Consider the following 14,987-nt stretch of genomic DNA (forward strand, 5'->3'; position numbering starts at 1 on the left):
GAGCACATTATGGAAAATGAAAACACATCAGATAATATAGAAAACGTTCAACCACTAGAGAACACTCAACCACTAGAGAACACTCAACCACTAGAGAACACTCAACCATGGTGGCAACGGTTTAAGAGTGGATTAAATGAGTTTTATCATGCACCTTATCGTCAGACGATGGCACGCGCGGCACGTGATGAAGAAGATTTTTTTATGTTGCTCATGTTTGCTGAGAGCTTGGGTATTGATAATCCCGCCAGCTTTTATACATTAGAGTTGCAACCTCTATTTTTAGAGAACTTTCATGAGTGGCATACACGCATGGGGATGGATAGATGTCCATTTGACCACGTTGGGTGCTGCTAATAGTAGTGGATTGACTATATAAAAAAGTAGCTAAGCATTTATTAGATAATGAGACAAAATACGAGATAATGATATGGCATTACACCCTTTACATGGATTGGTAGAGCAGTTAGAGACACAACCGATTATATTTATCGGTGGCAAAGGTGGTGTAGGGAAGACCACCACTGCAGCAGCCCTAGCCAGCTACTATGCAAGCCAGCAGCAAAAAACCTTAATTGTCTCAACCGATCCGGCACATAGTTTGGGTGATGTATTGAATGTACGACTCAATAATGAGAAAACGGTGATATCACCTTATCTAGATGCGATTGAGTTAAATCCTGATGTGATTGTCGATGAACATTTTGCTCAAGTTGAACGTACAATTAAAGCTTATGCCAACCCAGATATGATGCCAAAAATTCGTGAGCATCTGAGGCTATCTAAGTCGGCACCTGGCGCCCAAGAAGCCGCGATGCTCGAATCCATGTGTCACCATTTAGTCGAAGCTGCAGATGCTGGGTATGAGCACATCATCTTTGATACCGCACCGACAGGTCATACTTTGCGATTGTTGGTGTTACCAGAAATGATGGGAGCATGGACGGATGGGCTGCTTGCACAGCAGCGACGACAGGCCAAACTACGTTCAGTGGCGACACACTTGGACAGTCACAATCAAAAAGACAGTCAAAAGAACGATGTAGCCAATCCGTTTGCAGCCAAAAAATCAGATCGCTGGGAGCAAGCTGTCTCAGTATTAGAAAGACGTAAACAGCTGTTTCGCCAAGCAGGGTTGCTACTACATGACCGTACACAAACAGCAATTGTGTTGGTGGTGACCGCTGACGTCTTACCATTGGCTGAGACCAAGCGCGCTATCGAGCAATTGGAAGATAGTAAGCTTATACCAGCAGCAATTGTCATCAATCAGCTGATATCAACCACACAGTCGGATGAGTTTTGGCGACGCCGCGCTGAGCGTCAGCAGCATCTACTGCAGGATATCGAACAAAGTTTTACAAAGTACCCGCTGTATCCAATCTATCTGCAACAGACGGATGTACGCGGCACTGATACATTAAGTGCTTTACTGAAACCAGTTTAATGTAATAAATGAAAAATTGGATAGAAACTACTTTTTAATATTACAAAGCAGATATTATAACAATCAACTATAGTATGGTATTAATTGTTGAAATGAGGGTTTGTTTTGCAAAAATTATTATTAATTGGGGCATGATTTTTCGGAGTGACTTTCATATTTGGTTCATTAGGAGCACTTCTTGAAGGAAGTTTAGTCGCTGGCTTATTGATGCTAGTCGGAGGAATTTTACTACTACCTCCTATTAAACGCCTAATTTTAGATAAAAAACCTAATTTAAGTAGAGGCAAAATAACAGTAGTAGGGTCTATCCTAATATTTATATCAATGTTCTTTTTTACATCAAATGATGCAGAAAAACCTGATAGCTCAGTAGAATCTAAACCTATTAAAGAAACTGTAGAGAAAGAAGAGATTGTTGAATTAGCTGCCACTCCTATCGAAAACAAGATCATAGAAGAAGAAACTAAAATAGATAAACCTGTTAAAGTTTTACAGACAACACCTCCTGAACAATCTATGGCTGAAAAACGAAAGGATGTTGACCCTGTAAAGGCCAGGGAGGTTTTGGATAAAGTAGACCAAGAAGTGAAAGCGGCAAAAGGTTTTAATCTTGAAGACATAACAGAAGTGGCTAAAAAAAGTCGACGTATGAAAGCGTTATTGGAGGACGAAAGTGCTCCATTTGGAGATGAGAACGAAAAAATAGGTCGTCTATGTGACTCTACTAGAAGACAGGCTTTTACATATTGGCTTCAGGTAATAAGTGAAAAACGTAAGAAAGAGCCACAATTAACCAAGGACATGTTGCAGTACTACCAAGAGAGTAAAAAACCTTGTTTAGATGCGTTAAAAGAATTCGAGAATAGCTTATAAAAATAGAGAGAGACATTGCTAGTCACGTTTATACGACTGTAACTTACCTGAAAAAGACCATGCCATGTCTGTGCGTAATAACTGAGCTTGTTCGGACTTACCGCTACTAAGCGATGACCATTGTGGTTTACCACGCGCTTTTTTGAGTTCGCTTGGTAATTTATGTGCTGGCCATACAGTAATTGGATTATTGTCTTCATCTGCATGGTCACCGTCGTCAGTTAACGACGTTCCAAGACTGCTGTTTTCGCCCTTATATAATAACTGAGTGGCATCCGTGGCAGCATGACCACGATGACGTAAGGCTGTAAGCAAGTCTAATGCTCGCGTGGCTAGCAATGTTAACGTTGCAGGATCAATATACAAGCGTTTTACCCCAGTAATCCTATCGGCAATACTGCTGGTATTCGATAGCAGCCCGCCTGCAATACCACCTATAGCGGCACCCAATCCCAGAGTCGTACCTAGGGCTGCTGCATCGATACCTAGTCCTAGAAGCGCACCAGCTGCTGCCCCAGAAGTGGTACGAATGCCGTAGCTTTTGAGTAGTTCAGGGTCAAAAGGATCTTGTTGATAGGCTTGTAGTTCAAGCGGTGTTGCTGCGACGGCATTGTCATAAAACTTATAAAGGTTAAGTAAGTTATGCTGCATCGCACGCTCACTTTGCCTGACCGCTTCTTGCATTTGTTCTAAGACAGGAAGTGGGTCGTCATCTTCATTGATCTCGCGTACAAAGGCAGCAACATTCAATAAAAAATCAGCGATGATAATATTGGCCTCGTCATACAGCTGCGCCCAATCCTCAGTCCGTCGTTGCATCAGCTGCTCAAGCATCTCAGAGTGGGTGAGCATGGTGGCTAGGTTTTTCCATAGGCGCATTTCATCTTCAAACTCAAACGCGACCGAATCGAAACGCGTTGAGATATGCAGATTGCGTCTTGCCAGCATCGTTTGCCAGTCGTCGATATTGGCATTCTGACTGTCGGTAAAATTAAAAACAGGCATGACAGGAATCGCAGCCCAAGACAAAATCGCTAGCTCATCTTTATATTTACCCAATACAGGCTCACGAGCATCTACCACGTAGATGGCCATATCACTTGTCAGTAGCTGACGAATCACTTTGGCTTCTTGGCTATAATCATAGGGCAACTCGTAGCTGTCTGAAGCTTGAGCAATATCCGCCGCCAAAAACTGCTGTAAGCGTTCAATACCATCACGGCGACTAGCAGTGTTGTCCTCTAGCCAGTCCATAAGCCCTGAAGCATCTTCCAGACCAGGCGTATCGTATAATGCCACTAGCACTTCACCAGTTCGACTGTCTGTCAGCTGTGCTTGCTCAACGTGACGTGTGGTTGCAGCTTCGTTTTTGACTTCACCAAAATATACGTCTCGCAATAACGTGCGCAGTATAGAGGTTTTACCTGTATTGGTATGACCAACGACCGCCAATTTGAGCGGTTCACCACTGGCAATGGTTTTCCTTGTCATCTTTGACACTGGTGCTGTCGTTGCTGATGCTTCGGTTGATACAGGTTGATTATCCTGAGTAGCTATTGACTGAGCTACTGTAGGTTTTAAAGTGTTGTCTGAAGGAGTGCTTGAGACATCAGGGGTTGGCTCATAAGCCTTGTCTGCAAAGAGACCTGCAGGCTTATCATTCTCATGATTATTTTTATTGTCATTATTCATAGTAACGTCTTATATTTATTGATGGCAAAAACACACAGTAGCCATTTATTGTAAAACAAATCTGATTGGGTATCGGTTATGAATGCGTATTGTCCATATCATAAATCGTAATCTACGCATTTATAATCATGCTCTAGTCGGTTCAATATACTTTGGCTACAAGAAAGACGAGTGAAAGTACTACAAATAGTAGGCTAAGCGAGACTGACACCGTATCCAATTTATAGAGAATTGACTATATTAGACAGCACTAGGTGGACGCAGCAGTACCTTTAGCTTTTTCTTGATGCCCTTGGCACGAAAAAACCGCTGCCACATACGGTAAAAGACGCCAAATATCAGGCTAATGATATTGTCGTGACTGGTTTCACCAACGGCACCGTATTTAACTGGGTTGTTGACGGTATTTTCTTCTACATAAGTACCAAACCAGCGATCAAAAATAATAAGAACACCACCGTAATTTTGATCAATGTATTCGTTATTGGTGCCATGATGGGCACGGTGATTGGATGGGGTATCAAAAACATACTCCACCCATTTGGGGAATTTTCCCACGGTTTCGGTATGGATAAAGAATTGATAAATCAAATCTAACGCATAAAAGAAGAATACCCAGACAGGATGTACGCCCAACATCATCAGCGGGACAAAAAACAACCACCAACCCGTTACAGAGTACAGCACGCTTTGACGCATGGCGGTGGACAGATTCATATGGTCATCTGAATGGTGCACGACATGCGCTGACCAAAACCAATTCATACGGTGTGACGCGCGATGGAACCAATAATAGCTAAACTCAACTGCGACGAATATAGGTATGGCGGTAAGCCATGTCACCTCAATAGTAAATAAGCGATATTGATATAACCATAAGCAGATAGGTATGACGATAATCGCTTGAACAATCAATTCAAACCCTAAATAAGAGCCACCCAAGCTAAAATTGGTCATCGCACGGCGCCAGCTAAAGCTTTTACTATTGCCGCGCTTGGACTGATAGAGCCATTCTGCCAAAAATAACAAGAAAAATGGACCTCCAGCCAGCGGTAGCAGCCACTCTTGCCAATACGCAGGCAAAATGCTCGCTAGCATTGGCTGCCACGACTCTGGCGCAGCCGTTAAGATACTTTGGTTTAATGCCTCTCGGTATCCATCCAATAGTTGACCATACTGACCTAAGGTCATGAGAGAATTGTCTGCTGCCATCTTGGGCTCCTAGCCACTATAAAACATCCTTGTCATCTTGATATGACGTTACAGCTATTAAGACCTATAATATTTATTTATTGTATATCATGCTAGTCATAATGATAAGTTAAGATATGAGTAATAGATTAAAAATTAGAATGTATTAAGTATCTATATCAACCAAGCCAATTTTTCGTGCAGAGAGCGCTGTTTGCCACTGTTGATAGCGAACGGCTTGTTTGTCTGACGGCTCATCATCGGTACGTGCGTCAGTTAAGTCAGCAGCAGAGTTGGTATCGCTAAGCAGTTGTACAATAAGACCATCTTTTGCGTGAGCAGCGAGTTGATCGAGTTTGCGTAGCGTACCGCGGTCGGGCAGTGCATTGCTATGAATGCCAATTAAAACTTGCACCGGATGCGCATCTAAGTAGTTTTTAAGCCGTGTCATATCATCACGGTCATCGACGATACCAAAATCCTCAACTTCGCTTGATTGTTCAAAATCATGGTTGCTGCCATCAAGCCCTGACTGCCACCATTTGTCCTGATTTGCAGGGTATTCAAGCAGCGCAACTAACTTCTTGCCCACACTGACCGTCGCTTTTGGAGCGATAGGGGCTGGTGCCTCAGTAAAGTCATCAGCATCCACCACGTGCCGCTGCCAAAAATTTAGGATTTTTTGATAATAGGGTTGTTTGATATCCAAACGCATTTTTTTGCGGCGGAACATCATTGCACAGAACGCCCATGCTATCGCTCGCGGTACAATGCCGTACATCAGCAAGCTACCAACCAGTAATCCTGCCCACTGCCGTGCAACAGATAGCGGCATGGCTTCTGTCACAAGCCTGCTCTGTGCGATCGCTGTACTGTCTGGTACACCAAATCCCACCATACTCGGTAGCCAGCCTAATACCTGAGTCAAGCTCACAAGCGCCTGATCGGAGAGTAGGGTTGACTCCCAGCTAAAGCTATACTGACGTACAACCAACAAGAATATAATCGCAAGCAGCATACCGGTCAATGTCGCCAGCCACAGCTGATGACTAAACCGCCCCAAATACCAGCGCATACCGCTGTGCTGCAACTGCCGCTCATAAAGATCTACGGCTGCCTTGGTCACATCGTCCTTACCACGTATGAGATAACTTGGACTGACAAAGCTCGCAAACCAACTGGGCGATTGCTGATCTCGATTGACAAGGGTCATGGCAAGCCAGCCACCAAGCATAATGGTATGAAAACCAAGTAGACAGACCAACACATAAAAGAAGTTCACAACATTAGACTGCAATAACGTAAATAACCCTAAAAACCCTGAGATACACCACACCACGCTCATAACGATCATAATGCCTTTTATACGGCCGTCAATCTTGCCTAGTACACGTGCAAGCGCCCCGTTGCTGTCTATACGTGACGCCCGTCGATGTAGCTTTTGAATAGGCGTGCCATTCTCGCCCTGAAGCTTTTCCGTGATTAATAACGGGTCAGTGGCAAAGACGTGCTGATCGGTCTCTAAAGCACGTACCAGCTCGGTCAGTTGATCTTGGGGTGATAGCATAATGCGATAATATCCGTATGAAAGCGTCAATATAAGAAATAGGAAGCAAAAAATGCGCGTTCTAATCGTTATAGATTATTGTAGCGTATATAGAATGAGGATGACTTGTATTATTTTTATCATAGTAAACCCTCATAAAGTCAGCCAAAATGAATAAATGAAACCCAATCGTGTCAAAAAGCGTATAAAAAAGACATATCAAAAAAAGGAAGGTGCCATATGAATAACGAAATGAATAATAAAATCTATCTTATCATCGGCGGAACAGGCGGTATTGGTCAAGCCATGGTGCAGCAGCTAATACAAGGAGCGGTGGCTAATCAAACGGACAGTCAATCTAATCAAAGCCATCGTACACAAGTCTTTGCCACTTATCATCGCAATGAGCCGAATATTGAAGCAGAAAACCTGCACTGGCTACCGATGAATGTCAGTGATGAGGACAGCATCAAAAAAGCTGCCGATACCATTAAGCAGACAGTCGGTCATGTGGATTGGGTAATTAATTGCGTGGGACTATTACATACAGAGACCGCGCAGCCAGAAAAGGCCTTGCGACAGATGGAATCAGAGTTCTTTTTGCAAAACATGCAAATCAATGCGCTAGCCAGTTTGCTGATAGCCAAACACATCAAACCGTTGCTCGCCAAGGCTAATCGCAGCGACAACCATCCTGCTATTTTTTCGACCGTATCAGCCCGCGTCGGTAGTATCACTGACAATCAGCTAGGCGGCTGGTATAGCTATAGAATGAGCAAGGCCGCTCTCAATATGGGAATGAAAAACCTGAGTATCGAATGGAGCAGATCACTTAAAGATGTGTGCGTGGTGGTCATGCAACCAGGCACCGTGAATACCCAACTGTCCGCGCCGTTTCAAGGCAACGTCGCTGAAGGGCATCTGTTCTCGCCAGCGTATAGCGCGGAATGCTTACTAGAAGTGCTCTCAGGTATGACTGCAGCTCAATCAGGCAGTTTTGTCGATTGGTCTGGAGAGTCAATACCTTGGTAGCCGTTAAACTGACGCTAGCGTACTAGTGAGCCATAAATCTAATACGCTTCAAACAGCGACATAAACTCATTAACAGGCGTCTGTTCTAGTCTTTCTTGATCGTCGCATAGCTCAACGATCTGCTGACAACGACTTTCGATAAAACGAGTGGCCAGACTGGCGCGGAACTTTGCTTCCAGTACAGGGATGCCCTCAGCTCGGCGGCGTTTGTGGCCAATAGGGTATTCAACAGCCACTTTTTCTGTACTGCTGCCATCGTTAAAAAATACTTGAATGGCATTAGCGATAGAGCGTTTACTGGGGTCATGATAGTCTTTTGAATACTGCGCGTTTTCCTCTACGACCATCTTGCTACGTAGCTCATCGATTGACAAATGCTGTTCGTGATAGTCATCCTCGTAGTTCTCTGCCATCAGATCACCTGTCAACAACGGCACAGCGACCATATACTGTAAGCAATGATCTCTATCTGCTGGATTGGCAAGCGCGCCTTCTTTTGAGATGATGCGAATCGCTGAGTCATGGGTGGTCAGGACGATTTTGTCGATATCGTCAATTCTGTCTTTGATATGTGGGTGCAGAATAACCGCCGCTTCACAGGCGGTCTGAGCATGAAACTCAGCAGGAAAGCTTATTTTAAATAAGATATTTTCCATCACATAACTACCAAAATCACGCTGGAATTTAAAGCGACGTTCGCCTTCAGGCTTGGTCACTAGATCCTTATTGGTATGGCTAAATAGCACATCATAGAATCCCCACTGCGGTGCAGTTAATGCGCCAGGGATACCCATTTCACCACGTGCCGTTATATCGACCAGACGTACCGCACGACTGGTTGCATCGCCTGCCGCCCATGATTTTCGGCTGCCAGCATTGGGTGCATGACGATAGGTGCGTAGTGCCTGACCATCGACGATGGCTTGTGAGATCGCTGCCATGATGCGCTCACGTGGTAGCTGATAAAGTTTTGCGACGACGGCTGTTGATGCTAACTTGACCAAAAAAACATGATCGAGCCCCACACGGTTGAATGAGTTTTCTAGTGCCAGTACACCTTGAATCTCATGCGCCATGATCATGGCTTCAAGCACGGTTTTCATCGTAAGCGGGGTTTTCCCTTGGCTGATATTTTTTTGACTAATATAGTCGGCGACTGCCAAGATACCACCCAGATTATCAGAAGGATGGCCCCATTCAGCAGCAAGCCACGTATCGTTATAGTCAAGCCAGCGCACCATACAGCCAATGTCAAAAGCAGCTTTGATGGGGTCTAGCCTATAGGAGGTGCCAGGGACACGAGCGCCATGCGGCGTTATTTGATCGGGGCAGTCAGGCCCTAAGTGCTTGTTGCACTCAGGGAAGCGCAGCGCAAGTAAGCCACAGCCAAGCGTGTCCATTAGACAGTGGCGCGCGGTATTCCACGCATCAGTAGGGTTTGGAGACTGCTCGTCTATTGAATAATTAAGAACGTAATCGGCAATTTTTTGAATTTCATCGTCGTATTCTGGACGGACGTTGCTCTCTACCGTCGCATCATTTTTATTTGAATTGGCTGTATTTGAAGAGTTATCTAAGTGATTATTTGACATGGTTGGTTCCTCATCCTGAGTGTGCTACTTCCTTGACTGAGACTGAGCTGATTGGCTCAGCCGTCCTTTTAAAGGAATCGTTATTTAAAAGTAGCATACTCAATATGGAACAACCAATTTGAATTATGTTAAGAATTAAGACCTTACAAGCGGTCTAAATCATTAAGTACAACAGACCTAAAACAAACAAAGCGGCCATGATAAACAGCAGGAAACTTAACACTTTGGTTGTGGTTGACGCAGTGTCCGTGCTCTCTTTTTTGATTTTGTTTTTCTTAGCAACGTATAGCACCATTTTCACATGCTCGATATTGTCCTCGAGATAATGCTCTCCTTCAGGTACAAAACCTAACGACTCATAAAAACTAAGTAAGTAAACCTGTGCCGAGATGATAATCGGGCGCTTTTTACCGTACTTTTTGCGGCACTGTGCAATAGCCTGATTCATCATCTGCCGTGCTAGCCCATCACCTCTATGCTCTGATAGTACAAGCACTCTACCGATGGCTGGCATCGCGGTGTGGTTGGTCTTAATCGCAGGATCAGCTACTGATAAGTTGGATTTTAGCTTATTAAACTCAGGTGGAATGATACGGCAATAGCCCACCAATGCTGCGTTTTGATGAGCGATTAGGTGCAAGCAATCAAAATCCACTTCATCCATATCTTGATAGGCACAGTTTTGTTCGACGACAAACACTTGCGAGCGCGCCTTTAAAATATGATAAAGATCAACTGAGGTCAGCTCGTCAAAGGTTTTTAAAGAAAATTCACAAGTCATAATGGGCTAGCTTCTGGCAATAGGCAGTAAAAGATTGGCATTATAACGATTTAGGCAAGCATTAACCATTCCTAACCGTTTAGGGTCTGGCTGATTTTGTCTAAATTTAAGCTATCAGACATGGCGCTAAAGATTTCAAAGTATTTGCCGCGTTGGGCATAAAGTACCTCATGTGTACCTGTCTCAACCACTTCGCCATTTTCTATCACCACGAGATCGTCGGCATCGATAATTTGGGCGATATTGTGCGAGACCATAATGACGGTACGGTCTTTTTTGATCAGATCTAGGCTTTTTTTGACCTGCTGACTGGCGATAGCATCTAGACTGGCTGTCGGCTCGTCCAAAAACACAATAGGCGGGTCTTTTAAAAACATCCTTGCCAGCGCAATCCGCTGCTGCTGACCACCTGATAAGGACTTAGCAGTGCTCTCATAGCCATCAGCTAACCCTATGATCTGCTCGTGGATAGAGGCTTTTTTTGCAGCCACGATGATGTCATCTTCGCTAGCATTCATATCCCCATAGCGGATGTTTTCACTGATCGTACCCGAAAAAATATGATTGCTCTGTAGGACTAGGCCGATACGCTGACGCAACTCGTGGGTATCACAGTCGGCCAAATCATGCCCGTCTAGACAAATAGTGCCAGCGTCTGGCGCATAGAACTTGACCAGTAGATTGATGATGGTGCTCTTGCCAGCGCCAGAAAGGCCAACCAACGCAGTGATACGGTTGGGCTTGATAGTAAAGCTGACATTCTTTAGCGCTTGTGTACCATTAGGATAGGTAAAATCAACGTTTTTAAGCTCGATATGACCCTTTAGGTTTTCGCTACTGATGCCATCGATGTTTTCGACTTGTTTGTCATCTTCTAAAATATCAAAAAACCCTTCGGCATAGGTCAATGCATTATTGATCTGGTCGTAGATGCGGTGCAATTGACGGATAGGGGCGGCGACATTTTGAAATAGCATGACATGAAACAAAATCATACCAATGGTCATCTCACCTTGTAGCACAAAATAAGCGGTGAGAAGGATGATAACCACCACCCCAATCTGCTCGATAAAGGTTTTGATGGCATCATAAATAAAGCCAATACTACGAATGCGCAGTTGATTGTCCGTCATTTCCTTTTGAATGGCTAAGTGCTTTTCAGCCTCGATAGATTCACGGACAAAGGATTTCACCACGCTGATTGAATTAATCAAAGAGATCACCAAACCGCTTTTGGCTTCTCGAAACCCGCGCATCTGCCGACGAAAACCTTGCAGACGGCGTGCTTGCTTTTGACTGATAAAAAAGTAAATGGGTATGATAATAAGACCGACCATGCCAACCCAAAAATTGGTCGAAAACATGATAATAAGTGCCACAATTGCATTGGCAAATAGCGGTAGCATGTCGATAAAGAAGTTTTGCACGAGGCTGGTTAAGCTGCTGACACCGTAATCGATACGGGTTTGCAGTTTGCCACTGTCATTCTCACTGCTGGTATAGAACGCCATCCGGTAAGTAAGGATGCGTTCAATGATTTTTTGAGACAGATCACGAGATAAGTTGATACGAATCTTTTCACCAAAAAAACGCTGACCAAAAGAGATAAATATCGACAGGATCTCTTTGGTCAGGAGGACAGCGCTAATAATCCCTAGCATTCGCAGACCTGCCTGCCATGGCTCGGTAAGCGTGGCAATTTCGGTCAACGTATCAACGGTATAACGCAGCACAAACGCATTAACCTGAGCGGTAAAGGAGCCTAGGGCGGTCAGCACTAAGGTGGCAATGATAAGTACGCGGTAAGGTTTAGCAAATACCGCCAGTTTTTTTAGAATATCCCACAGCAGTGCCCGCCGTTCTTTTTTTTCGACGGGAGGCTTTTTGTCCAACTGTACGCGGCGGGGTTGGGGAGATGTCGGCATATGTAATTTTTATAATTTTATTTCAAGTTTTTCTAAATTTCAGGATAATCGTCTAAAGGACTTTGACAAAGGGTTATGGTATCGTCTTCGAAGTGTATTGCTATCTTTCTTGCTATTAGCCTCATGCGATGAAAACAAATAATTGCTTCAATTAAAGTTACATCATCTGGATGAGCTTCATGAGTCAGTGTATTCCTTCTATTTGAAATATCCTCATATGCTTTTACCCATTCTTCGGGTATAGGTTCTACACCAAGTTTATTCCAATTATTAACTCTGTTTCTTACGCCCATTCTCTCATGCTTATTTTGCTCACGTTCAAGAATTCCCGCAAGTAGCTTGTCTGAACCCCTATTAAGAATGTCTTTTAAAGAAACTTTCTCATCTAGAAAATTTTCCTTATTTTTATCTAATAATTTTTTATACAAGTCGAATTCATAAGCTTCAAGAAGGCAGAAGTTGTATAGAATTATTTGAGTACCTACTATATGTTCAATAGGTGTAAATTCTTTCTCATGACCAAATTTTACACCGCCATGTTCTGAAATATCAGAGGGTTCAGGTTCTCTAAAGATCAAAGAAATAGTTACACTTAACTCATTTGATAAATCATGTACCAACGGTAATAGTTTTTCATCTAAGTCTGGTCTATTAGCTGCAGTAGACAAACAAGGAGAGGTAGACCATGCTTCTTTATCCCAATTCATCATTTTTTTTGCTGAAATTGCTAAATCCGACGTTCTTACTGCTGAAAGTGTAAACAAATTCATTCGTTCAATGACTTCATTAAATACCATATAATTTTAGCCTTTATTTTATTAATCTAGCTATTGGAGGTTTAAAATATGTCAGAGAACAATATCATCAAAATTAAAATGCATCCGCTGGCACAAAAACTTCACCAACCATGATACGCCTTGCTGAGCGGCTCATCGACACTTTTTTGGCCTGCCAGCGGCCATCGACCAGTTCAGTCTTACCACCTACGAGTAATGTACCTGATGGATGGCCAAAACGTACCTCTGTCAGCTCGCCAGCGCCTGCTGCTTGATTGACGAGTGTGCCTTGTGTGGTTGCCGCAGCGGCGATAGCAACTGCTGCTGTACCCATCATGGCGTGATGCAATTGACCCATACTCATGGCACGTACGACTAAGTCAATCTCTTCTGCATCGACCGACTTACCACTAGAGGCGGTATAGCTCTGTGCTGCACCTACCCAAGCGACCTTAGGAATATGCTGGCTGGTCTGTGCCTCGCTCACGTCTTTGAATAATCCCATCGCAACGCCGCCTGTGGCACGGATTTTCTCAAGTTTGGCAAGTAGCTCACCATCGCTATTGATGTCACCATCGCTATTGATGTCACCTTGTAATTCAGTACCCGTAAAGCCTAAATCTTCAGCTTTCATAAAGATGGTTGGGATACCTGCGCTGATAAAGGTGGCTTTGACGCTATCAGCATTTAGACCGCAGTCTGTCACATCGAAGTCATCGACTAAGTTACCAGTAGGGAACATATCGCTAGTGGCATCTACAGGATCGATAAACTCAATTTTGACTTCAGCTGCTGGGAAAGTCACTCCGTCTAATTCAAAATCGCCCGTCTCTTGAACCTGTACTTTGTTATTTGCGTCTTTATAGACTGGCACATGGGCAATGATGGTTTTTCCGATATTTTCTTGCCAAATGCGTACTTCACAAATACCACTATCTACATCTTCATCGATGCTGTTATCAATCTTGTCAGCATCAACTAGACCCATATTAATGGCACAGGCACCAACGGCCGCGGTTAAGTTGCCACAGTTACCCGCCCAGTCAATCATTGGCTTGGCAATATTGACTTGTCCGAACAGGTAATTTACATCATGGTCTGGTCTGTCAGAGGCTGATAAAATAACCGTCTTTGAGGTACTAGAGCTGCCATTACCCAATCCATCGATTTGCTTGCCGTAAGGATCTGGGCTGCCGATGACCCGTAATAGGAAGTTATCACGTGACTTGCCAGCGACTTGGCAACACTCAGGTAAATCAGATAGTTTAAAGAACGTACCTTTTGAGGTACCACCGCGCATATAGGTAGCAGGAACGGATATTTGCGGGGCAAAAGAGGGTTTTGATTTAGAATTGGTTTGGGCCACTGTATTAAGTCCTTTTTATATTGTTATAAGATTAGGTATGGTGCCATCAGCAAGCAAACATGTACGATTAAAAACGCTCGTTAATAATGATAGCGACAAGAAATAATCGTGAGGTAGTTATCATCGACGGCATATACCAACCGATTGGCGTCATCGATGCGTCTTGACCAAAATCCGGATAGGTTTTCTTTTAGGGGTTCAGGCTTGCCAATGCCTTCAAACGGATTACGCTTACATTCGGTGATGAGTTTGTTAATGCGTTTGAGTGTTTTTTTGTCTTGCGTTTGCCAGTATAGATAGTCTTTCCACGCAGCATCTGTCCATGCTAGTTGTTCACTCATTGTTAGAACCTTTGCCTTTGGATGGATTACAGTCTTTGAGTTCAAGCATTTTCAATGTCGCTATCCATAAGCTCATTGTCATCGCTGCTACCATCACCTTTATCACTATCTTCTACCGTATCAATTAGCTCACGCGTAACAGTCTTGCCAGCTTTATATTGGGCAATAGAGTCCGCTAAGTGCGCCGCATTAGCAGGAGATTTTAGTAGATAAACGGTTTCCATCAGGCTATTGTAATAATCAAGCGACATCACAACGGCATCATCAGCATCACGGCGGGTCACGATAGTGGCGTTGGCATCATCGTTTACCGTATCTAGGACGGACTTTAGGTGCTTTCTGGCTTCTGAAAAACTAACGACCCTCATGGCTTACTCCTTTCATGATATTCTGCATAACTTGTACAATATATAGTACATATTACG

At 43.8% G+C, this 14,987-nt stretch carries 13 protein-coding genes and 1 pseudogene; 4 read left to right on the forward strand and 10 right to left on the reverse strand.

Going from position 1 to position 14,987, the window contains the following annotated elements; genetic code table 11:
* The first annotated feature begins 36 nt into the window (after nucleotides 1-36).
* The 3 genes from DXK30_RS00445 (at nucleotide 37) to DXK30_RS00455 (ending at nucleotide 2,320) form a co-directional block, all read left to right on the forward strand.
* The gene (locus tag DXK30_RS00445; RefSeq protein WP_114700642.1) at nucleotides 37-357 is read left to right on the forward strand and encodes a cory-CC-star protein; all 321 of its coding nucleotides are present in this window, start codon (nucleotides 37-39) and stop codon (nucleotides 355-357) included.
* 73 nt (nucleotides 358-430) lie between these two features.
* Nucleotides 431-1,447, forward strand: coding sequence for an ArsA family ATPase (locus DXK30_RS00450; protein ID WP_114699987.1), 1,017 nt, complete (start codon nucleotides 431-433; stop codon nucleotides 1,445-1,447).
* Nucleotides 1,448-1,591: 144 nt separating this feature from the next.
* On the forward strand, nucleotides 1,592-2,320 hold the full coding sequence (locus DXK30_RS00455; protein WP_162799497.1) for a hypothetical protein: 729 nt from the start codon (nucleotides 1,592-1,594) through the stop codon (nucleotides 2,318-2,320).
* Nucleotides 2,321-2,338: 18 nt separating this feature from the next.
* Here DXK30_RS00455 and DXK30_RS00460 read toward each other — a convergent pair whose 3' ends face one another.
* The 3 genes from DXK30_RS00460 to DXK30_RS00470 all read right to left on the reverse strand — a co-directional run bounded on the left by DXK30_RS00460 (nucleotide 2,339) and on the right by DXK30_RS00470 (nucleotide 6,770).
* Nucleotides 2,339-4,012, reverse strand: a complete 1,674-nt coding sequence (locus tag DXK30_RS00460; protein ID WP_114699989.1) for a DUF3482 domain-containing protein — start codon at nucleotides 4,010-4,012, stop codon at nucleotides 2,339-2,341.
* Between the two features lie 240 nt (nucleotides 4,013-4,252).
* Nucleotides 4,253-5,224: a sterol desaturase family protein gene (locus tag DXK30_RS00465; protein WP_114699990.1), complete on the reverse strand. Its 972-nt coding sequence runs from the start codon at nucleotides 5,222-5,224 to the stop codon at nucleotides 4,253-4,255.
* 145 nt (nucleotides 5,225-5,369) lie between these two features.
* The gene (locus DXK30_RS00470; RefSeq protein WP_114699991.1) at nucleotides 5,370-6,770 is read right to left on the reverse strand and encodes a DUF2868 domain-containing protein; all 1,401 of its coding nucleotides are present in this window, start codon (nucleotides 6,768-6,770) and stop codon (nucleotides 5,370-5,372) included.
* Between the two features lie 219 nt (nucleotides 6,771-6,989).
* Between DXK30_RS00470 and DXK30_RS00475 the strand changes: the two genes are divergently transcribed.
* Complete coding sequence (locus DXK30_RS00475) at nucleotides 6,990-7,781, forward strand: SDR family oxidoreductase (protein ID WP_240314044.1); 792 nt, start codon at nucleotides 6,990-6,992, stop codon at nucleotides 7,779-7,781.
* Between the two features lie 38 nt (nucleotides 7,782-7,819).
* On the opposite strand, the gene DXK30_RS00480 is transcribed toward DXK30_RS00475, so the two are convergent.
* The 7 genes and pseudogenes from DXK30_RS00480 to DXK30_RS00510 form a co-directional block, all read right to left on the reverse strand.
* The gene (locus DXK30_RS00480; protein ID WP_114699992.1) at nucleotides 7,820-9,373 is read right to left on the reverse strand and encodes a bifunctional 2-methylcitrate dehydratase/aconitate hydratase; all 1,554 of its coding nucleotides are present in this window, start codon (nucleotides 9,371-9,373) and stop codon (nucleotides 7,820-7,822) included.
* A 154-nt stretch (nucleotides 9,374-9,527) separates the two neighbouring features.
* Complete coding sequence (locus DXK30_RS00485; RefSeq protein ID WP_057760177.1) at nucleotides 9,528-10,154, reverse strand: GNAT family N-acetyltransferase; 627 nt, start codon at nucleotides 10,152-10,154, stop codon at nucleotides 9,528-9,530.
* 71 nt (nucleotides 10,155-10,225) lie between these two features.
* The gene (locus DXK30_RS00490; RefSeq protein WP_114699993.1) at nucleotides 10,226-12,079 is read right to left on the reverse strand and encodes an ABC transporter ATP-binding protein; all 1,854 of its coding nucleotides are present in this window, start codon (nucleotides 12,077-12,079) and stop codon (nucleotides 10,226-10,228) included.
* Between the two features lie 32 nt (nucleotides 12,080-12,111).
* Nucleotides 12,112-12,876 carry a hypothetical protein gene (locus DXK30_RS00495; RefSeq protein ID WP_114699994.1) on the reverse strand — a complete coding sequence of 255 codons (765 nt, stop codon included), beginning with the start codon at nucleotides 12,874-12,876 and terminating at the stop codon, nucleotides 12,112-12,114.
* A gap of 73 nt (nucleotides 12,877-12,949) precedes the next feature.
* Nucleotides 12,950-14,221, reverse strand: a complete 1,272-nt coding sequence (gene prpF, locus DXK30_RS00500; protein ID WP_114699995.1) for a 2-methylaconitate cis-trans isomerase PrpF — start codon at nucleotides 14,219-14,221, stop codon at nucleotides 12,950-12,952.
* An 80-nt stretch (nucleotides 14,222-14,301) separates the two neighbouring features.
* Nucleotides 14,302-14,562, reverse strand: coding sequence for a Txe/YoeB family addiction module toxin (locus tag DXK30_RS00505; RefSeq protein WP_037025847.1), 261 nt, complete (start codon nucleotides 14,560-14,562; stop codon nucleotides 14,302-14,304).
* 107 nt (nucleotides 14,563-14,669) lie between these two features.
* Nucleotides 14,670-14,930 (reverse strand): annotated as a pseudogene (locus DXK30_RS00510) (type II toxin-antitoxin system Phd/YefM family antitoxin); the annotation flags it as partial.
* Nucleotides 14,931-14,987: the final 57 nt, after the last annotated feature.

This window comes from Psychrobacter proteolyticus (genome assembly GCF_003350005.1).
Lineage (GTDB): Bacteria > Pseudomonadota > Gammaproteobacteria > Pseudomonadales > Moraxellaceae > Psychrobacter > Psychrobacter proteolyticus.